The 19,864-nt window shown below is 68.2% G+C and carries 19 protein-coding genes; 10 read left to right on the top strand and 9 right to left on the bottom strand.

Annotation, left to right across the window (positions count from 1 at the left end):
- Positions 1 to 106 precede the first annotated feature (106 nt).
- Complete coding sequence (locus tag FNM00_RS11660) at positions 107 to 856, bottom strand: helical backbone metal receptor (protein WP_143913715.1); 750 nt, start codon at positions 854 to 856, stop codon at positions 107 to 109.
- A 129-nt stretch (positions 857 to 985) separates the two neighbouring features.
- On the opposite strand from FNM00_RS11660, the gene FNM00_RS11655 reads away from it, so the two are divergent.
- The 6 genes from FNM00_RS11655 to FNM00_RS11630 all read left to right on the top strand — a co-directional run bounded on the left by FNM00_RS11655 (position 986) and on the right by FNM00_RS11630 (position 6,518).
- Entirely contained in the window at positions 986 to 1,609 is a 624-nt protein-coding gene (locus FNM00_RS11655; protein ID WP_143913714.1) for a LysE family translocator, read from the top strand.
- Positions 1,610 to 1,676: 67 nt separating this feature from the next.
- Positions 1,677 to 2,996: a heparan-alpha-glucosaminide N-acetyltransferase domain-containing protein gene (locus FNM00_RS11650; protein ID WP_221933698.1), complete on the top strand. Its 1,320-nt coding sequence runs from the start codon at positions 1,677 to 1,679 to the stop codon at positions 2,994 to 2,996.
- A 10-nt stretch (positions 2,997 to 3,006) separates the two neighbouring features.
- Positions 3,007 to 3,837: a 1,4-dihydroxy-2-naphthoyl-CoA synthase gene (gene menB, locus FNM00_RS11645; protein WP_143913713.1), complete on the top strand. Its 831-nt coding sequence runs from the start codon at positions 3,007 to 3,009 to the stop codon at positions 3,835 to 3,837.
- A gap of 218 nt (positions 3,838 to 4,055) precedes the next feature.
- The gene (locus FNM00_RS11640; RefSeq protein ID WP_143913712.1) at positions 4,056 to 4,931 is read left to right on the top strand and encodes an ABC transporter substrate-binding protein; all 876 of its coding nucleotides are present in this window, start codon (positions 4,056 to 4,058) and stop codon (positions 4,929 to 4,931) included.
- Positions 4,928 to 5,788: an amino acid ABC transporter permease gene (locus FNM00_RS11635; protein ID WP_143913711.1), complete on the top strand. Its 861-nt coding sequence runs from the start codon at positions 4,928 to 4,930 to the stop codon at positions 5,786 to 5,788. The genes FNM00_RS11640 and FNM00_RS11635 overlap by 4 nt, the downstream gene beginning before the upstream one ends.
- A gap of 1 nt (position 5,789) precedes the next feature.
- On the top strand, positions 5,790 to 6,518 hold the full coding sequence (locus FNM00_RS11630; protein ID WP_143913710.1) for an amino acid ABC transporter ATP-binding protein: 729 nt from the start codon (positions 5,790 to 5,792) through the stop codon (positions 6,516 to 6,518).
- Between the two features lie 95 nt (positions 6,519 to 6,613).
- Here FNM00_RS11630 and FNM00_RS11625 read toward each other — a convergent pair whose 3' ends face one another.
- The 4 genes from FNM00_RS11625 to icmF all read right to left on the bottom strand — a co-directional run bounded on the left by FNM00_RS11625 (position 6,614) and on the right by icmF (position 11,627).
- Positions 6,614 to 7,099 carry a flavin reductase family protein gene (locus FNM00_RS11625; RefSeq protein WP_185973106.1) on the bottom strand — a complete coding sequence of 162 codons (486 nt, stop codon included), beginning with the start codon at positions 7,097 to 7,099 and terminating at the stop codon, positions 6,614 to 6,616.
- 177 nt (positions 7,100 to 7,276) lie between these two features.
- Positions 7,277 to 7,774, bottom strand: coding sequence for an acyl-CoA thioesterase (locus FNM00_RS11620; protein ID WP_143913708.1), 498 nt, complete (start codon positions 7,772 to 7,774; stop codon positions 7,277 to 7,279).
- 131 nt (positions 7,775 to 7,905) lie between these two features.
- The gene (locus FNM00_RS11615; RefSeq protein WP_143913707.1) at positions 7,906 to 8,349 is read right to left on the bottom strand and encodes a hypothetical protein; all 444 of its coding nucleotides are present in this window, start codon (positions 8,347 to 8,349) and stop codon (positions 7,906 to 7,908) included.
- 89 nt (positions 8,350 to 8,438) lie between these two features.
- A complete protein-coding gene (gene icmF, locus FNM00_RS11610) occupies positions 8,439 to 11,627 on the bottom strand; it encodes a fused isobutyryl-CoA mutase/GTPase IcmF (RefSeq protein WP_143913706.1) in 3,189 nt (1,062 codons plus the stop codon).
- A gap of 90 nt (positions 11,628 to 11,717) precedes the next feature.
- Here icmF and FNM00_RS19420 point away from each other — a divergent pair, with 90 nt between their 5' ends.
- On the top strand, positions 11,718 to 12,206 hold the full coding sequence (locus tag FNM00_RS19420; RefSeq protein WP_185973105.1) for a MarR family winged helix-turn-helix transcriptional regulator: 489 nt from the start codon (positions 11,718 to 11,720) through the stop codon (positions 12,204 to 12,206).
- A 285-nt stretch (positions 12,207 to 12,491) separates the two neighbouring features.
- On the opposite strand, the gene FNM00_RS11600 is transcribed toward FNM00_RS19420, so the two are convergent.
- Genes FNM00_RS11600 through FNM00_RS11585 form a run of 4 tightly spaced genes read right to left on the bottom strand, consistent with a single transcriptional unit; the run spans position 12,492 to position 15,309 of the window.
- Positions 12,492 to 13,019 carry a dihydrofolate reductase family protein gene (locus FNM00_RS11600; protein WP_221933697.1) on the bottom strand — a complete coding sequence of 176 codons (528 nt, stop codon included), beginning with the start codon at positions 13,017 to 13,019 and terminating at the stop codon, positions 12,492 to 12,494.
- Between the two features lie 43 nt (positions 13,020 to 13,062).
- A complete protein-coding gene (locus tag FNM00_RS11595) occupies positions 13,063 to 13,668 on the bottom strand; it encodes a TetR/AcrR family transcriptional regulator (RefSeq protein ID WP_143913704.1) in 606 nt (201 codons plus the stop codon).
- Positions 13,652 to 14,332, bottom strand: coding sequence for a hypothetical protein (locus tag FNM00_RS11590; protein WP_143913703.1), 681 nt, complete (start codon positions 14,330 to 14,332; stop codon positions 13,652 to 13,654). Before FNM00_RS11590 ends, FNM00_RS11595 begins: the two co-directional genes overlap by 17 nt.
- Positions 14,329 to 15,309: a hypothetical protein gene (locus tag FNM00_RS11585; protein WP_185973104.1), complete on the bottom strand. Its 981-nt coding sequence runs from the start codon at positions 15,307 to 15,309 to the stop codon at positions 14,329 to 14,331. Before FNM00_RS11585 ends, FNM00_RS11590 begins: the two co-directional genes overlap by 4 nt.
- A 187-nt stretch (positions 15,310 to 15,496) precedes the next feature.
- Here FNM00_RS11585 and FNM00_RS11580 point away from each other — a divergent pair, with 187 nt between their 5' ends.
- From FNM00_RS11580 to grpE, 3 genes are all read left to right on the top strand, one after another.
- Positions 15,497 to 17,170, top strand: coding sequence for a cation:proton antiporter (locus FNM00_RS11580; RefSeq protein WP_143913701.1), 1,674 nt, complete (start codon positions 15,497 to 15,499; stop codon positions 17,168 to 17,170).
- Positions 17,171 to 17,437: 267 nt separating this feature from the next.
- Entirely contained in the window at positions 17,438 to 19,279 is a 1,842-nt protein-coding gene (dnaK, locus tag FNM00_RS11575) for a molecular chaperone DnaK (protein WP_143913700.1), read from the top strand.
- Positions 19,276 to 19,863: a nucleotide exchange factor GrpE gene (grpE, locus tag FNM00_RS11570; RefSeq protein WP_143913699.1), complete on the top strand. Its 588-nt coding sequence runs from the start codon at positions 19,276 to 19,278 to the stop codon at positions 19,861 to 19,863. Before dnaK ends, grpE begins: the two co-directional genes overlap by 4 nt.
- Position 19,864: the final 1 nt, after the last annotated feature.

The raw sequence follows: 19,864 nt of genomic DNA, 5'->3' as shown, positions 1-19,864 counted from the left end.
ACCCGTTGAGTATGGGCACCTCCCACGAGCGCAGCGAATAGGTGGAACGTTTGGACGGTGATTCCTTGCGAAATCACCGTCCAAACGTCCCCACTCGACGGGTTCGTCAGTTCAGGAGGGACTCGAGTTCCTCGCGAGCGGTAAGCAGGCTGGGGCCGTACCAGGTGAGGGACCGGCCCGAGCACAGCACCGTACGCACGTTCGAGAAGGCCTCGGGGCCGTCGTCGGCGGTGAAGACATAGGGCTCGTCGGGCAGCAGCACGAGGTCGATGTCGTCGCGGTCGATCTCGCTCAACTCGACGTGTGGGTAGCGGTCCTCGTGCTTCTCGAAGACATTCTCCAGGCCGAGTCGCTGCATGACATCGCCGGTGAATGTGGATGATCCGACCACCATCCACGGATCGCGCCACACGGCGACGGCAGCTCTCCCTCGCGGCGCGGACGCCGGCGTGGCCCACGCTTCCTCGGCCGTCGTGAGCCAGTCGGGCACACCCCAGGACAGCCCGTCGGTGAACAGCCGACGCATCGAGGAGAAGGCCTCGTCGAGGGTCTCGATGTGCGTGACCCAGACCGGGATCCCCTCGGCGCGCAGGCGTTGGACATCGAGCTCGCGGTTCTCCTCCTGATTGGCGACGACGAGATCGGGACGCAGCGAGGAGATCAGGTCCAGGTTGGGGTTCTTGGTGCCGCGGACTCGCGTGACGTCCAGTCCGGCTGGGTGCGTGCACCAGTCCGTCGCGCCGACCACCGCGTCCGGTTCGGTCACAGCCATGGCCTCGGTGAGCGACGGAACCAGACTGACCACACGGCGCACAGGTCGGCGGGTGATCAGCTCGGCTCCGAGGTCGTCACGCATGGCTCCAGCCTAGAATGCGTGGCCCAGCGGACGACTCGGAGGCGTCACGAGGTCTGAATCCCGCCAGCTTCGGCGGTGGCTTTCACGAAGACTCACGCCTATGGCATCACGGACGACGAGCGAGTCGACATGAGTGCGGACGATGTCACCGCGCTGGTGCTCTTCCTCTTCCCCTTGGCATACAGCCCCGGCCCGGGCAATGCGATCTTCGCCGCCATCGGAGCCATGCGAGGTGTGAGGGCCGCGCTTCGGGCGCTCGCCGGATATCACGTCGCGACCTTCCTGGTGACCGCGCTGATCGGTGTCGGCATGGGCGTCGCGGTCGTGCGACATCCGATCGTCGTGGACGTGCTCGCCCTCCTCGGCAGCATGTACGTGGCGTGGCTGTCCTGGACCTTCCTCCTCGCCGCGCGGTCCCCGGCGGCGTCGCGAGCTGGGTCTCTCGCCGCGCCGCGCCCCGGCTTCTGGACAGGAGCGGCGGTACTGCTTCTCAACCCGAAGGCGTACTACATCGTCGTGGTGATGTTCACCCGGTTCCTGTGGTCGCCGCCCGGCGGCGATGTGGCGACGGCCTTGGTCATCACGACCATCTTCACTGTGAACAATCTCGTCGCGTTCGTCGTCTGGGCGATGGCCGGGCGCGGGTTGGCAGCGCTGTTTCGGAGTCCGCGCGCCGCCCGACGACTGAACTACCTGTTCGCCTCGGTTCTCGGCGCGGTCGCAGTGTGGATGGCGATGCCGTTACTCGGTTGAGGAGATCGTCGCCGATGGCGGCGAACGTGCCGATCTCGACGGTCGCGTCATCCACTACCCTTCTGCGGTGACCATCGCCTCGTCCCAGCGTTCTCGCCTCGTCGGTCGGCTCGTCTCCTTCGGCCGTCCGCCCCGCGTCATGGGACTCGATATCGCCCGCGGGCTGGCCGTGATCGGCATGATCGGGGCCCATATGGGCAGCACCCCCGATCTGATGTGGTCCGACCCTCAGACGTGGGCGGGTGTGGTGCACGGCCGCTCAGCGATTCTCTTCGCCGTGCTCGCCGGGGTCTCGATCGCACTCGTCACCGGTCGCACGGTCCCGCCCGCACCCGAGGAGCTCCCCGGGGTCCGTCTACGGCTCATCGGCCGCGGTGCCGCGATCTTCGCCATCGGCGTGGCCCTGGAGCTGCTCGGGACCGGCGTCGCCGTCATCCTCACGTTCTACGGCGTGCTCTATGTGGCGGCCATCCCGGTGCTGCGCTGGTCGCCACGGCGGCTGTTCCTCGCCGCAGCCGGACTCGCGCTCCTCGGTCCGCCCGTCCTCGCCGCCATCCAGCTCCTGTCGCTCTACGCCACCGGCCCGGGAACCGACCTCGTCGTGTCGGGCGTCTACCCGATCACCGTCTGGCTCGTCTTCGTGCTCGTCGGCCTTGGCCTGGGGCGGCTGGGGGTCGACCGGATGCGCATCGCGGTGGTCAGCCTCCTGGCTGGTGTGGTCCTCGCCGCGCTCGGATACGGACTCGGGGCCGCCGCCGAGCACATCGTCGACGGGGAGCCCGGAGACTCCGCGTGGTCATCATCCTCGAGCTTCGCCTCCTTGGAAGACGGGACCTGGGGCGTTCCCGCGGACGAGGTCGATCTCGACGGTTATGTCTGCGACGTGGAGGAGGAGTGGGTCGGCTGCTATCCCGAGGAGACCGGCTCGTCCTCGGTCGACGAGGAGATGTGGGAGGAGCTCTCGTACTGGGAGCAGCTGCGCGACTCCGATCCGTGGAAGTCGCTCCTCTGGTCCACGATCTCGGTGCAACCTCATTCGGGAGGCATACCGGAGATCGCCGGCTCGGGCGGCTTCGCGCTCGCGGCGTTGGGTGGGTGCCTGCTGCTCGCCCGCCCCGGACGCTGGCTGCTGATCCCGCTGGCCGCGCTCGGATCGATGCCACTGACCGCGTATGCGGCGCACATCGTCATCATCCTCGTGGTCGGTGGCGGGCCCATGGGATTCGTCAACAGCAATGCGACGTGGGGGTGGAGCACGCTCGGACTGCTCGTTGCCACCACCGTGTGGGCACTCCTCTGGGGACGGGGACCGCTCGAGCGACTGGTGGGCCGCTCGGCCGGGGCGATGGCCGCGCCCCGCGGCGTCGAGGGTGTCCGGTCGGACTAGTCTGAGCGGCATGAGTGCTGCGACCACCTGGAACGTCTCGGGGGACTACTCCGATATCCGCTACGAGACCACGAGCGACGGCATCGCCAAGATCACGATCTGCCGTCCCGAGGTGCACAATGCGTTCCGGCCGCAGACCATCCGGCAGATCTCCCACGCGCTGAATGTCGCGCGCGAGGACGAGACGATCGGCGCCATCATCCTCACCGGCGAGGGCGACAAGGCCTTCTGCTCCGGCGGCGACCAGCGGGTGCGCGGAGACTCCGGCTACAAGACCGATGAGGGGGCGACCGGCCGCTTCGACGTCACCGACCTGCACGTGCAGATGCGCCGCACCCCCAAGCCGATCGTGGCGGCGGTCGCCGGCTGGGCGATCGGCGGCGGGCACGTGCTGCACCTCGTCTGCGATCTGACCATCGCGGCCGACAACGCCCGCTTCGGTCAGGTGGGTCCCAAGGTCGGCTCCTTCGACGGCGGCTACGGCGCGAGCGTCCTCTCCGACCTCGTCGGACCGAAGAAGGCCAAGGAGATCTGGTTCCTGTGCCGTCAGTACGACGCACAGGAGGCCCTCGAGATGGGGCTGATCAACACGGTCGTGCCCCTCGCCGAGCTCGAGGCGACGGCCGTGGAGTGGTGCCGCGAGATGCTGCAGCGCTCGCCGTGGGCCATCCGACTGTCCAAGATGAGCTTCCACGCTTCCGAGGACGGCTACGCCGGCATCCAGCAGCTCGCGCATGACGCGAATCTGCTGTTCTACGGCCAGCCGGAGGCGCAGGAGGGTCGTGACGCCTACAAGGAGAAGCGCACGCCGGACTTCTCGCAGTTCCCCCGCCGCCCCTGAGCCGCACGTGGTGGCGGTAGACCATCAACCCCACCCGCGTCGTGGCGGTAGCTGGTCAACCGTATCGGGGCGTGGTGGGGTTGACGGTCTACCTCTGCCGCGAGGGTGGGGTTGATGGTGTACCGCCGGCCCGCGCACGGCTAGTCCGTTCGGGCCAGTTCTCCGAGCTGATGTGGCCACGCGTCGGCGACAGGCACGTCTTCCCTAGAATATTGCCCATGCGTTCCCCCCGAATCCTCGGTCTGTCGGCTGCCGCGGGCGTGCTCGTGCTCGTGCTCGCCTCTGCCTGCTCGCCCGCCGACGACAACGACAACGACTCCGCCTCAGCCACGCCCGGAGAGGGCGAGTGCTCGGTCGACAGCCTGCCCGTCAAGAACGACGGCACCCTGACCATCGCCACCGACGATCCCGCCTTCGAGCCGTGGTTCGCCGACAACGACCCGAGCAACGGCGAGGGATACGAGTCCGCGGTGGCCTATGCGGTCGCCGAGGAGCTCGGCTTCGCGGCCGAGGACGTCGAGTGGATCGTCGTCCCCTTCAACTCCTCGTACCAGCCCGGCGCCAAGGACTTCGACTTCGACATCAACCAGATCTCGATCAGCGAGGACCGCGAGCAGGCCGTCGACTTCTCCGAGCCCTACTATTCCGCCGCCCAGGCGATCCTCACGCTCGAGGACTCCGACTTCGCCGGTGCCACCAGCCTCGAGGAGTTCGCCGACGCCCGGCTCGGCGCCCAGATCGGCACCACCTCGCTCACCGCGATCGACCAGATCGATCCGTCCACCGCCCCGCTCGTCTACGACGACACCGTCAAGGCGGCGCAGGCTCTCGAGAATGGTCAGGTCGACGCCATCGTGGCCGACCTGCCGAGCGCCTTCTACCTGACCGCCGCGGAGATCGAGGGCTCGACCATCGCCGGCCAGTTCCAGCCCGAGACCGGCGACTCCGAGGAGTTCGGCCTGCTGATGGAGAAGGACAGCGAGCTGAAGCCGTGCCTCGACGCGGCCGTCTCCGAGCTCAAGGACAACGGCACGCTCGACGACATCGAGACGCAGTGGCTCTCGGAATCCGCCGACGTCCCTGAACTGCAGTGACCTCGCCCCCACCCGGGGCGGACCGCGTCCTCAGCGCCCGCCAGCTCGAACGCAATGCCTACCGCACGCGCCAGTCGCGCCGGAGGGCGACGATCGCCGCGGTGTCGACGATCGTGGTGCTCGGCCTGTTGGCGCTGGTCGTGGTCAACGCCCCGGGGTGGGAGCGGGTGCGCGTCACCTACTTCGACTGGGGGCACGCCAAAGAGTCGTTCCCCAAGATCCTGGACGCCTTCTGGCTCAACATCCGGCTCTTCCTGACGATCGAGCTTCTCGTGCTCGCCGTCGCGCTGTTGGTGGCCGTCATCCGGATCATCCCCTCGCCGGCGCTCATGCCGCTGAAGATCATCGCGGCGCTCTACACGGACATCTTCCGCGGCATCCCGACGCTGTTGATCGTGCTGCTGGTCGGCTTCGGCGTCCCGGCGCTGAATCTCAACGGCATGCCGACCAGCCTGTTCTGGCTCGGCGTCATCGCCCTGACCCTGAGCTACGGGGCGTACGTGGCCGAGGTGTTGCGGGCCGGCCTGCTGTCGATCCACCCGACGCAATGGGCCAGTGGCCGGGCGCTCGGTATGAGCTATCGCCAGACGCTGCGGCACATCGTGCTGCCGCAGGCAGTACGCCGGGTGTCGCCTCCCCTCATCAACGACTTCGTCTCCTTGCAGAAGGACACGGCGCTGCTGTCGACGATCGGACTGGTCGAGGCGTTGCGCGCGGCTCAGGTGTACTCGGCATCGACCTTCAACTTCACGTCGCTGTGCGTCGCGGCGGTCTTCTTCATCGTCGTGACGATCCCGCTCGCGCGGTTCACCGACTGGCTGACCATCCGATCGCTGCGTCGCGAGAACGGGATCTGACATGCTGCGCATCCAGGACGTGACCAAGGCCTACGGTGAGCACGTCGTGCTCGACGGGATCGACCTGTCCGTCGCGCGCGGCGAGGTCGTGTGCCTCATCGGGGCCTCGGGATCGGGCAAGTCGACGCTGTTGCGGTGCCTGGACCTGCTGGAGATCACCGATGACGGCGATATCTGGCTGGAGGACCGGGAGATCACCGATCCCTCGATCGATCCCGACGAGATCCGGCGCTCGATCGGCATCGTCTTCCAGTCCTACAACCTCTTCCCGCATCTGTCGGTGCTCGACAATGTGACCCTCGGGCCACGCCGTGTCCTGGGCCAGAAGCGGGTGGAAGCCGAGCGACGCGCGCACGAGTTGCTGGACCGCATCGGCCTGGACGGCAAGGCGAAGGCCTATCCCGATGCGCTGTCGGGCGGTCAGCAGCAGCGGGTCGCGCTGATCCGCGCGGTCGCGATGCAGCCGAAGCTGCTGTTGTTGGACGAGGTCACCGCCGCGCTCGATCCGATGCTCGTGGGCGACGTGCTCGATGTCGTGAAGGACCTCGCCGCCGACGGGCACACCATCGTCATGGCGACGCACGAGATGTCCTTCGCGCGTGAGTCGGCCGACCGGATCGTCTTCCTGGCCGATGGCCGCATCGTCGAGGAGGGCACACCCGAGCAGATCTTCACCGCGCCCCGGGAGGCCCGGACGCGCGAGTTCCTCGCCCGTCACCTGCCTGCGTGAGCTGAGCCCGGCTGCCGCCCGACTTTCGCCGGGTTGTGGCCCTTCGGGGAGCCTCCCGAGGGCCACAACCCGGCAAAAGCTGGACCCGGAGGGTCTCAGAAGGCCTGGTGGGTGCCGAAGGTCCGTTGCCAGTAGGCGAGCGGCCGACCGCCGGCGGCCTCGGCCTCCACGACATCGCCGAGCACCAGCGTGTGGTCGCCCGCGGGCACGAGACTCGCCACGTCCGCGAGTACCCAGGCGTGGACATCGTGCAGTCGCGGGGCTCCGGCGTCCTCCCATGCGATATCGGCGAACCGATCGTGGACGTCCTTGCTGAAACGCAGTGCGATCTGATCGTGATGGGCTGCCAGCACATTGACCCCGAACTGCCCGCCCCGACTCAACCGGGCCAGCAGGCTCGAGGTGCGCGACAAGGACAGCAGCACCATCGGTGGGTCCATGGACAGCGACATCACTCCGCTCAGCGTCGTGCCGTGCGGGCGACCTCCGCCCGAGGAGGTCGTCACGACGCACAGGCCGGTCGTCATGTTCGCCATGGCGCGCCGCAGGGCGGTCTGCAAGGCGGGGTCGGTGCGGGTCACGGTCACGACCCCACACCCCCTTCGTAGCCGAGGAGGGCGGAGATGCTCGCGGGGACGGCGCCGTTGAGGGGAGCGGTCGTTGCCATGCCTGCAACAGTGCTCCGCTCGACTCCTCGCCGGAGCGCTGCTCACCCTGTGGTCAGGTGGCCCGCCGGTCCCGGATCTGTGCTAGACGGCTCAGCGGCGGATGGCGATCGCGCCGCTCAGCGGCAGCTCGATGTCGACACAGTCGCCTTCGATCGCCGCCGCTATCAGGGCGGCGACATCGTCGGGGAAGGGCACGGGACGCCGGGTGCCGAAATCGACGTGGACGGCGATGCTCTCCATGACGCAGGCGAGCTGGCCGCGTGTTCGGTTGGTGATGAGAGCGGCCATGTGGATGGCCTTGGCACCGGCGTCGACGGCGACCGCGTGCACGCCGATCTCGTCGCCCTCGACCGCCTCGGCCAGATAGCGCAGATGCTGCTCGGCAGTGAACGTGCTGAGTCCGCGCTCGGCGATGTAGGAGTCGGGCATCCCGAGGTCCTGGCGGTTGCGATCCCACATCGCGTGTCCGCCGAAGGCGAAGTAGTGGCCGATGTTCATATGGCCGTTGACATCGAGATGCTCGGGGCCGACCACGTGCTCGGCGGTCAGCGGCAGGAGAGAGATCTGCTCATAGGTGGCGGAAGGCACGGCAAGACCCTACCGGCTCATGCGCCACCCAGAGGTGAAACCCGAGCTCGCGGTGTCCTCGTGCGGCCCGCTGGGGCGAGGCGACGGGTGGGTGGTCACGATGGACTCACCCACCCGCGTCCATGCGGTCTCTAGGCAGGGGGCGGGGTGTCGCGGCGAGCATGCCGCGGGTCGCCCACGCCCGGATCCTGCGCCCTCTGAGTCTCATGGTCGGGGCCCACCGGGCCGTCGGGGTCGAGCTCGTCGGCCTGCCGCAACTGGTCGTCGGCGGCCGTGCGCGTCGACGACGCCTCCGCCTCGAGGGTCTCGGCCTGCGCGGCGAGGCGATCGGCCTCCAACTGGGCCTGCTCGGCATCGGCCTGAGCCGTGGTGGCCTCCGCCTCCGCCCGGTGCGCCTCGACGTGCCCCTCGCGCGCGTTCTCGCGCAAGTCGGCCGCCTGGATGCGGCGGTGCTCACGCTGCTCCTCTTCACGGCGCTGCTTCGCCTGGCTGCTGTTGCGCAGCACGAAGGCGACGATCGCGACGACGGCGAGGACGGCGACGATCGCGATCGCCACCCAGATCATGGTCTTCATGCGGTGCTCCCTTCAACGGGTGGATCCGCTCTCACCCTCCGCACCTTCGTACCGCACTCGTGGCCGCTCCGCTCGGTGAGAAAGACGGGTCAGGCGTTGCGCCGGTACTGCCCACCGACCTCGAAGAAGGCATCGGTGATCTGCTGCAGCGAGCACACTCGTGCCGCGTCCATCAACACCGCGAAGACGTTCTCGCCTCCGGTGGCAGCATCCTTCAGCCGCGCCAGCGCCGCCTCGGCTTCGGTGCGATGCGTCCGTTGGAAGTCGTCGAGACGTTCGAGCTGCGACTGCTTCTCCTCCTCGGTTGCACGGGCGAGCTCCACGGTGGGCGGTTCCTCACCGCTGGACTGGGGACGGAAGGTGTTGACGCCGATGATCGGAAGACTGCCGTCGTGCTTGCGCTGCTCGTACAGCATCGACTCGTCCTGGATGCGGCCGCGCTGGTAACCCGTCTCCATCGCTCCCAGCACGCCACCGCGTTCGCTGATGGCATCGAACTCGCGCAGCACGGCCTCCTCGACCAGGTCGGTGAGCTCGTCGATGATGAACGAGCCCTGCAGCGGATTCTCGTTCACCGCGAGCCCCCACTCGCGGTTGATGATGAGCTGGATCGCCAGGGCGCGGCGCACCGATTCGGCACTCGGGGTCGTGACGGCCTCGTCGTAGGCATTGGTGTGCAGGCTGTTGGCGTTGTCGTAGATCGCGGTGAGCGCCTGGAGCGTGGTGCGAATGTCGTTGAAGTGCATCTCCTGCGCGTGCAGCGAGCGGCCCGAGGTCTGCACGTGGTACTTGAGCTTCTGGCTGCGCTCGGCGGCACCGTACTTGTCGCGCATCGTCACCGCCCAGATGCGCCGGGCGACGCGTCCGAGCACCGAGTACTCGGGATCCATGCCGTTGCTGAAGAAGAACGACAGATTGGGGGCGAAGTCGTCGATGTCCATACCCCGCGCGAGATAGGACTCGACATAGGTGAAGCCGTTGGCGAGGGTGAACGCGAGCTGGCTGATGGGGTTCGCTCCGGCCTCGGCGATGTGATAGCCGGAGATCGACACCGAGTAGAAGTTCCGCACTCCCTCGTCGATGAACCACTGCTGGATGTCGCCCATCATCTTGAGGCTGAACTCCGTGGAGAACAGGCAGGTGTTCTGGCCCTGGTCCTCCTTGAGGATGTCGGCCTGCACGGTGCCGCGGACGGTCTGCAACGCACCCCGGCGCAGCTCCTCGCGCTCGGCACTGTCGGGATCACGGCCTTCGCGCTCGCGGAAGGCGTCGATCTGCTGGTCGATGACGGTGTTGAGGAAGAACGCGAGGACCGTGGGAGCGGGGCCGTTGATGGTCATCGAGACGCTGGTGGTCGGTGCCGTCAGATCGAAGCCGTCGTAGAGCACCTTCATGTCCTCGAGGGTGGCCACCGAGACGCCGGAGGTGCCCACCTTGCCGTAGATGTCCGGGCGCAGATCGGGATCCCGGCCGTACAAGGTGACCGAGTCGAAGGCGGTCGACAGGCGGGTAGCGGGCTGGCCCTCGCTCAACAGCTTGAAGCGCCGGTTGGTGCGGAACGGATCGCCTTCGCCGGCGAACATGCGGGCCGGGTCCTCGTTGTCGCGCTTGAACTTGAACACGCCGGCGGTGAAGGGGAAGAAGCCGGGCAGGTTCTCGTTCCGCCAGAACCGCACGAGCTCGCCGTGGTCGGTGAACCGGGGCAGGGCGACCCGCGGGATGCTCGAACCCGACAGCGACTCACGGGTGAGCTGGGTATGGATCTCCTTGTCCCGGACCACCACGACCTGCTCGTCGCCGGAGTACGACTCGACGACGGTGGGCCACGTGGCGATCTGGTCCCGGACCTCGACCGGGAGCTCGGTCTCCGCGCGATCGGCTGCGGCGGCGACCGAGGTCTCACCCAGCTCGTCGGCGACCTCGCGGAAGCGCTGGGCGCGGGCGGCCTGCCGGGCGAGCTCCGTGGTCCGCGCGTGGTAGCCGCGCACGGTCTCGGCGATCTCGGCCAGGTACCGCACGCGGTCGGGCGGCATGACGTGGTCCTCGTCGCCGGAATGACGCACCGAGACGGGGGGCAGTACCCCAGGCTCGATGCCGACGAGATCGCGCACGGCCTGATAGAGCGCGGTGACGCCGTCGTCGTTGAATGTCGCCGCCGACGTGCCGAACACCGGCATGTCCTCAGGCCTGGACCCGAAGGCCTCGCGGTTGCGCACGAGCTGACGGCCGACGTCGCGCAGCGCATCCTTGGCGCCACGGCGCTCGAACTTGTTGATCGCGACCACATCGGCGAAGTCGAGCATGTCGATCTTCTCCAGCTGCGAGGCGGCGCCGAACTCCGGAGTCATGACGTACAGCGAGTGGTCGACGAAGGGCAGGATGCCCGCATCACCTTGACCGATACCGGGAGTCTCGACGATGACCAGGTCGTTCCCGGCGGCCTTCAGCACCGCGATCGCGTCGGCGAGTCCTTCGGGGATCTCGTGTGCCCCGCGGGTGGCGAGCGAGCGGAAGTAGACGCGGTCACCGTCGAGCGCGTTCATCCGGATGCGATCGCCCAGCAGAGCGCCGCCGCCCTTGCGCCGCGTCGGGTCGACCGCGATGACGCCGATCCGCAGCTTGTCCTGCTGGTCGACGCGGAACCGGCGGACCAGCTCGTCGGTGAGCGAGCTCTTGCCGGACCCGCCGGTGCCCGTGATGCCCAGGACGGGTGCCGAGGAGGCGGCCGCGGCGGTCCGCAGTCGGGTGCCGAGGTCGCCCTCGAGGTGACCGGCCTCGGCACCGGAGACGGCCCGCGCGACGGCGGACCGTTCGCCCGCCATGACGGCGGCGGGGTCCGGTCGGTGACGGTCCCACAGGTCGACATCGCATTCGGCGATGAGCTCGTTGATCATGCCGGCGAGGCCGAGCCGCTGACCGTCCTCGGGGGAGAAGATGTGCACGCCGGCGTCTCGCAGCCGGGTGATCTCCTCGGGCACGATGACGCCCCCGCCCCCGCCGTAGACCCTCACATCGCTCGCGCCTCGTTCGGCCAGCGATTCCACGAGATACTCGAAGAACTCGACATGTCCGCCCTGATACGAGCTGACGGCCACGCCCTGTACGTCCTCCTCGACCGCCGCGTCGACGATCTCGGCGACCGAGCGGTTGTGCCCGAGGTGGATCACTTCGGCGCCCTGGCTCTGCAGGATGCGGCGCATGATGTTGATGCTCGCGTCGTGCCCGTCGAACAGGGCCGAGGCGGTGACGAAGCGAACCGGATGGGTGGGGACGTGCATGCTGACCTCGCTGGCTAGTTCCTAGGTCATAAAATAGTCGGACTTCCTACTAAATGAAAGTCAGTGGGCAGGTCGGTTAGGCTTCTGCGCATGGCGCCGCTGGAGTTCGACCCGATCGAGCGAGCCGGTGAGCTCTGGGAGGAGCATGTCGGCGATGCGACGGCCATGCGCCTGGTCACCTCGCTCATGCGGGCCCAGCAGCTGGTGCTCGCGCGGCTCGAGGCCGTCCTGAAGCCGCTCGGCATCACCTTCGCGCGCTACGAGGTGCTCCGGCTCCTCTCCTTCAGCCGAGCAGGCTCGCTGCCGCTGAGCAAGATCGGCGAACGGCTCATGGTGCATCCGACCTCGGTGACCAATGCCATCGATCGGCTGGTGGCACAAGGTCTCGTGACGCGGGCCGTCGACGAGAGCGACCGCCGGCGGGTGCTCGCCGCCTTGACGCCGGAGGGGCGCGCTGTGCTCCGCGACGCCACCGAGGCGCTCGTCGCCATCGACTTCGGCGTCGACGGGCTGACGTCGGGTCAGCAACATCAGGCCTATGACGTGCTGCGGGTGCTGCGCTCGACGGACTGGACCTGACTCGACGTCTCGGCATGCGCAGCTGACCGGACAGGCGTAGACCGGAGGTCATGGCTCGTTCTGATGTCGAACTCGGGCGCATCGAGACCACGGTGCCGGCCCGCATGGACCGTCTTCCCTGGGCACGCTGGCACTGGATGATCATCATCGGCCTCGTCTGACGGTCTCGAGGTGACGATCGGTGAGTAGGCGTCCGTTCTCGGGAGTGGGCGGTGCGACAGCGTCCGTTCGGCGTTAGGGAACGGACGCTGTCTCACCGCCCAGCTCACGCCCGCGATGGCGGGTTCAGCGCAGCACGCGGTACCAGTGCGCCGCGGCGCCCGGCTTGCGCTCGAGACGCACCTCCTGCCCGCCGGGATGCTCGAAGAGCCGGGTGCCGTCGCCGAGGAGGACCGGCGCGATGAAGACGAGGATCTCGTCGAGCAGGCCGGCCTCGTGGCAGCTACGCGCCGCCTCCGCGCCGAGGATGTTCACATAGCGACCCGAGGCGAGCTCCGTCGCCCGTTCGACGGCAGTCCGCACGTCATCGGTGACGAGGTCGACGCCGGGCTCGGGATCGACGAGAGTTCGGCTCAGCACGACGGCGGGACCGCCGTAGGATCCGCCGAACGCGCCTTCGCTGTCCGTGCCGGCATTCGGGTCATCGCCTCGATGTGTCCGGCCGCCCACCAGCAGGCAGCCGACCTCGGTCACGAGCGTGTCGGCGTCCGGGCTCAGGTCCTCACCGAGATAGGGGGTCAGCCATCCCATGTCGCAGTCAGGTCCCGCGATGAAGCCGTCGAGGGACATCGTGGCGGAGTAGAGGGTCGTCATCGCCGTAGCCTCTCACAGGGCGGCACCAGCCGGCTTCCGGCGTTCAGCTCCCGGTGTCGGAGAGGGCGAGTGCGCGTGCCAGGACGATCCGCAGTCGATCGAGCTCCGCGTCCGCGTCGAACCCGTCGTCACCGCAGCGCAGGTAGAGACTGTCGCTGATCGACTGCACCCACGTGGCCGCGTGGGCGGGCGCCCAGTCCGGGTCGGCGCGACCCTCGGCCTGTAGGCGTGCGATCAGATCGGACAGCAGGGTATGCGCCACGGTGTCGATGGCGCCGAGCAGCTGCCCGACGACGGGGTCCACCAAGAGCTGGCCGAGCAGAGCGACCGCCAACGGGCCGGCGAAAGGATCGCGCAGGTCCCCGGTGACGCGGTCGATCACCCGCCAGAAGGCGGCCAGGGCATCGTCGTCCTCGATGGCCCGGAGGTCGGCGATGGTCTGGTCGCGGTCGATCTCCAGCATGCCGTGGAGGATCGCGCGCTTGTCGGCGAAGTAGTGGAAGATCGTGCCGGACCCGAGTCCGCTGGCCCGGCAGATGTCCTTGACCGTCGCCCCGTCGTAGCCCTTCTCGGCGAAGGCGTGTGCCGCGCCGGCGACGATCTGCTCGCGCCGTCGTGCATGCAGGGCGGGGTCAGCTCGACGGGCCATCCTCGTCCTCTCGCTCGCGGTCCTTGCGCTTCCGTCGTCGCTCCAGCTCGCTCAGGCCGACGACCACCGCGACGACGAAGGGCATGACGTACTGCAACCAGGACAGATCCAGGTCGGGCAGCCAGCCGAACCAGTCCCAGTCCGGCAGCAGCCGCGAGACCCAGTAGACCGGATCGACGTAGCGCAGCCAGTCCGGCGGCGAGATATCGGGCAGATCGGGCAACCACGACCAGTCGATACGCGGCAGAAGACCACGGAAGAAAGCGCTCACGACGGCACCGATGCCCAGTAGGCCGATGAGCATGCCGAGACCGGTCGTCACGACATGGCGGGCGGCGAAGAGGCGCGGATGGGTCTCACGCCAGTCGTAGCGACGCCGCGCGCGAGTGCCCGCCGGCGGGACGAAGTCGGTCCGCACCGGACGGGTGCCCTCGGCGCGTTCGACGAGGCGTACCCGCCGGATGCCGCGACGTGCGTTCAAGCCGACGAGCACGGTCTGTTCGATCTCGTCGTCGACCGTGCCGAGCCCGACCTTGATGTCATCGAAGGCTCCGGCGCTGCGCTCCTCGACGAGCTCGCCGTCACAGGTCACGCGCACGGTACCGCCCCCGAGGTCCTCGGCGCCGAGGTCACGACGGCGATCGCGCAGGGTCCAGATGCTCATGCCGCCACCCCGCGCTCGGCGCGACGGATACCCCATGCCGCGAGTGCGATCACGGCGATCAGCTGGACGACATTGGTGGCGTACTTGGCAGTCGGGTCGTCCGCCGGCGGCAGGAAGAAGGTCTGCAGCGAGTAGACGATGAGCGGCGCGCTGGCGACGACGGCCACATGGCGCTGATCCCATCCGGCCCGTGACGACCACCGGCTGGCCAGCCAGGCGATCAGCAGGAGCACGATCGCGGCGACGCCGACACTCGGCCATGCCCACGGTCCTGGCTCGGGTGCTGACGCGGTGGAGTAGACAGCGAGGAGCGCCAGTGCCGTCAGCGCCGTGACGGTGAGACTCGGAGAAGCCCCGGATCGCTCCCGCCCGGGACGAGGGGCGAGCCAGGCGAGTGCGACGCAGGCGATCAGCGCGATGGCGACGGCGCCGGCCTCCAGGGGTGTCGGGAGATAGGAGCTCTCGGTGGCGATGGCGGCGGCTGCCAGCAGGTAGGCGACGATGCCGAGCGCCGCTCCCCACCAGGTCAGCCACGGACGGTCACGGGTGCGGGGGCTGGCGGACTCGACGATGGCGATCGGAGCGCAGAAGCTCCAGATGACGTGTCCGACGACGAAGACGAGCAGCTGGCTGATGTCGACGCCGAGGAACGGTGTCGGCAGTTCCTGCCAGAAGTCCGAGTCGTCGAAGTAGCCCGGGTCGAACAGGGAGCGATCGATCAGAGCCGCCTGGACCACGCCGAAGGCGGCCGCCAGGGCGATCATGCTCGGCCAGCCGCGACCCGTCCGCCGGGCGAACTCGCGGATCAGCAGTGCGGGCACGCCGTAGAGCGGCGCGAGGATCACCAGGCTGACCACGATGCCCGGGAGATCGGCGAGTCGCTGACCGAGGTAGCCGCTCAGGTACTCCGCTGAGATCGGTGCGAGCACGAGCAGGCCGAGGATCGGCCAGAGCGTACGCACTTTCATGGAATGCACGTTCTAAGAATAGCTCTGGGCCCGCTCCCTCGCGACCCCCTGGGCGGTGAGCTGTCCCGCACTTCCACGATCGGCTCGCCTGGGCGGTGAGCTGTCCCGCACTTTCAGGCCTCGGGTGCGTGATAGCTCACCGCCAAGGGGTGGCGAAAAGCGGACGCGAGAGAGGCGGTGCGAGTAGCGTCGGGGTGTGGAACTCACGCTGATCGTCGTCGTCGCGCTGCTGGTGATCGTGGCCGTCCATGCGGTCGCCGGACGTGTCGGGGTCGCGGCCCCCCTGGTGCTGGTGTTGGTCGGCATCGGTGTGAGCCTCCTCCCGGCAGTGCCCGATATCGAGATCGAGCCGGAGTGGATCCTCGGAGTGGTGCTCCCGCCACTGCTCTACGCGGCGGCGGTGCGGGTGCCCACGATGGACTTCCGCCGCGACTTCAAGGTGATTTCCGGCCTCTCCGTGGTGCTCGTGGTGATCTCCTCGGTCGTCATCGGCTGGGTGATCTCGATGCTGATTCCCGGTATCGGTCTGGCGACCGGCATCGCCCTCGGCGCCATCGTCAGCCCCACCGATGCGGTGGCGACCTCGATCGTCCGCAAGGCCCGAGTCTCGCCGCGCATCGTGACCGTGCTCGAGGGCGAGAGCATGCTGAACGACGCCTCGGCGCTGGTCCTGTTGCGGTCGGCCATCGCCGCGACGGGAGCCAGCGTGTCGCTCTGGGGCGTCGTGGGCGACTTCCTCTACGCCGTGGCGGTCGCTGTCGTCATCGGCTTCGTCGTCGGCCACCTCAACCTCGCCGTGCGTGCCAAGCTCGGTGACCCCACGGCCGGTGTCGCGATCACCATCGTGGCGCCCTTCGCGGCCTATCTCCCGGCCGAGCATCTGCACGCCTCGGGGCTCGTCGCCGCGGTGGTCGCCGGCCTGGTGGCCGGGCACGGGACGCCGCGCCGGCTCACCGCACAGGACCGAGCGACCGAACGGGCGGTCTGGGGCACGCTCGAGTTCGTGCTGGAGAGCGCCGTGTTCCTCTTGATCGGCCTCGAGCTCGAGGCGATCGTGCGCGACGTGCAAGACCACCACGGCAACCCCTGGCAGGCGCTCGTCTACGCCTCGGTCGTGGTGGCCCTGGTCCTGGTGCTCCGGTCGGGCTTCGTCGGCCCGCTGATCTGGTGGATGAGTCGCCGCCAGCGACGTTTCCCCGAGCTGCGCGAGCGGATCAACGAGGCCCAGGGTCGGGTCGCCGCTGCACCGGACCACCCGCGCTCGAAGCGGATGGGATGGGTGCTGAACCAGAAGCTCGCGGATATCGACTACTTCACCGAGGCGCAGTTCGGTCGTCGCGCGGCCGTCGTGCTCGTCTGGGCCGGCATGCGCGGTGCGGTGACCCTGGCTGCCGCGCAGACCCTCCCGGCCGATACCCCGCAGCGCTCGCTGCTGGTCCTCATCGCCTTCGTCGTAGCCGTCGGGACGCTGATCATCCAGGGTGGTACGTTGCCGTGGCTCGTCGGCAGGCTCGGCCTGAGCGGCGGCGATCCCGGTGCGACCGAGCGCGAGCGTGATGAGCTCCGAGCGCATCTGCGCACCACGTCTCGCGCATGGCTGGACGAACAGGAGAGACTCGACGACAGCGTCCTCGATGATGCGATGATCGAGCGCCTGCGCCGGATGATGGAGGCGCAGGAGAGCGCCGAGCCCGCCTTCGACATCGCCCAGGTCCGTCGGATGCGGCTCGCGCTCATCGACTCCGATCGTGCCGAGCTGCTGCGATTGAGCGAGCAGGGCACCTTCAGCTCCCAGGTCATCGAGGAGCAGCTGAACCGCCTCGATGCCGAGCAGATCGGTCTGGAGCTGCGCGATCACGAGGACGGCTGAGCCCCCGCCCTGCCTGTGCCCACCCGAGTGGGCGGTGACCTACGCACGTCTCACTCGCGTGAGCGGTGGCTTACGCACGTCTCGGCGGTCTTGAGAGGTGCGTAAGTCACCGCCCCACGAGGCGGTGGTGGCCTGTGAGCGGAGTCACGCACAGCCCCGGGCGCCAGGGGGAACAACGGTCGCTTGAGCAAAGTTGATAAGATTAGACTCAAGTCGGTTGACCCACAGTTTTTCAAGCATTCCACGACTCATTCAGGAGGAGATCACATGGCTCGCGCAGTCGGTATCGACCTCGGCACGACGAACTCCGTCGTCGCCGTGCTGGAAGGTGGCGAACCCACCGTCATCGCGAACGCCGAGGGCGCCCGCACCACCCCGTCGGTCGTCGCCTTCGCCAAGGACGGCGAGGTCTTGGTCGGCGAGGTCGCCAAGCGTCAGGGTGTGACCAATGTCGACCGCACCATCCGGTCGGTCAAGCGCCACATGGGCACGGACTGGTCGACGAAGATCGACGACAAGACCTTCAACGCCCAGCAGATCAGCGCCTTCGTGCTGCAGAAGCTCAAGAGGGATGCCGAGGCCTACCTCGGAGAACCCGTCACGGACGCCGTCATCACGGTGCCCGCCTACTTCAACGACCACCAGCGCCAGGCCACCAAGGAAGCCGGTGAGATCGCGGGCCTCAACGTCTCGCGCATCATCAACGAGCCCACCGCGGCGGCTCTCGCCTACGGCCTGGACAAGGCCGACGACCAGACGATCCTCGTCTTCGACCTCGGCGGCGGCACCTTCGACGTATCGCTGTTGGAGATCGGCGACGGCGTCATCGAGGTCAAGGCCACCAGCGGCGACAACCACCTCGGTGGCGACGACTGGGACAACGCGGTCGTCGACTGGATCGTCACCAAGTTCAAGAACAGCAATGGCATCGACCTGTCCAAGGACAAGATGGCCATGCCGCGTATCCGCGAGGCCGCCGAGCGCGCCAAGATCGAGCTCTCGAGCTCGTCGAGCAGCTCGATCAACCTGCCGTACATCACGGTCGACGCGGACAAGAACCCGCTGTTCCTCGACGAGACGCTGACCCGGGCGGAGTTCGAGAAGATCACGTCCGATCTGCTCGAGCGCACCAAGGCGCCCTTCAACAACGTCATCCGCGATGCCGGGATCAAGGTCGACGACATCGACAGCGTCGTGCTCGTCGGCGGCTCGACCCGTATGCCCGCCGTCAGCGAGCTCGTCAAGAAGATGACCAACGGCAAGGAGCCCAACAAGGGCGTCAACCCCGACGAGGTCGTCGCCATCGGCGCGAGCCTGCAGGCCGGCGTCCTCAAGGGCGAGGTCAAGGACGTGCTGCTGCTCGACGTCACCCCGCTGAGCCTCGGTATCGAGACCAAGGGCGGCGTGATGACCAAGCTCATCGAGCGCAACACCACGATCCCGACCAAGCGCAGCGAGGTCTTCACCACGGCCGACGACAATCAGCCGTCCGTGGCGATCCAGGTCTACCAGGGCGAGCGCGAGATGGCCGCCGGCAACCAGCTGCTGGCCACCTTCGAGCTCACCGGGCTGCCCCCGGCGCCACGCGGTGTCCCGCAGATCGAGGTCACCTTCGACATCGATGCCAACGGCATCGTCAACGTGTCGGCCAAGGACCGCGGCACCGGCAAGGAGCAGTCGATGACCATCACGGGCGGCTCGGCGCTGTCCAAGGAGGAGATCGACAAGATGGTCAAGGACGCCGAGCAGTACGCCGAGGAGGATCGTCAGCGCCGCGAGGCCGTCGAGACCCGCAACCAGGCCGAGGCCCTCGTCCACTCCACCGAGAAGTTCCTCGAGGAGAACGGCGACAAGGTCGGCGACGACGTCAAGACCGAGGTCAATGCCGACCTGGAGGCGCTCAAGGAGGCGCTGAAGGGTGAGGACAACGACGCCATCTCGGCGGCGGTGACCAAGCTCGGCGCCTCCAGCTCCAAGATGGGCGAGGCGATGTACGCCGCCGCTGCCGCCGAGCAGCAGGCCGCGGGCGACGCCCCGACCGCCGAGGGCGATGACGACGATGTCGTCGAGGCCGAGATCGTCGACGAAGACGAGGGTGAGCAGAAGTGACCGAACAGCCCGACCACGGACAGTCCGACCCCTCGGTCGACGAGCCCGAGGTCGCGGCGGCGGGCGCGCCGGAGGCCTCTCCTGAGGGGGAGGCCCCGGCCGCCGGGGCGGACGACTCGGTCGAGCGTCAGCTCGCCGAGCGGACGCTCGACCTCCAGCGACTGCAGGCCGAGTACGTCAACTACAAGCGCCGGGTGGACCGTGATCGCGAGCTCATGCGCAAGCAGGGCCGCGAGGACGTCCTCACCGCGCTGTTGACGGTGCTCGACGATATCGGGCGAGCCGAGGAGCACGGCGAGCTGACCGGTGGCTTCAAGGCCGTCGCGGACTCGCTGCAGGCCGCCGTGGCCAAGTACGAGCTCGAGGCCTTCGGTGCCCCGGGCGAGCCCTTCGACCCGGCCCTGCACGAGGCGGTGTTCCATGCCGGCGAATCGGCCGATGTGGACACCACGAGCGTCGCGCAGGTCATGCGCATCGGCTACAAGGTCGGTGACCGGGTCGTGCGTGCGGCCACCGTCGGCGTCGTCGATCCGGCCGGCGAGCAGCCCGCCGAGGCCGACGACGACGAGAACGACGAGCAGTAAT

It is taken from the genome of Aeromicrobium piscarium, from assembly GCF_007421815.1.
In the GTDB taxonomy this organism is placed as follows: domain Bacteria; phylum Actinomycetota; class Actinomycetes; order Propionibacteriales; family Nocardioidaceae; genus Aeromicrobium; species Aeromicrobium piscarium.
Note: the sequence above shows the minus strand (reverse complement) of the source record. Positions and strands in the feature narration are given on the sequence as shown.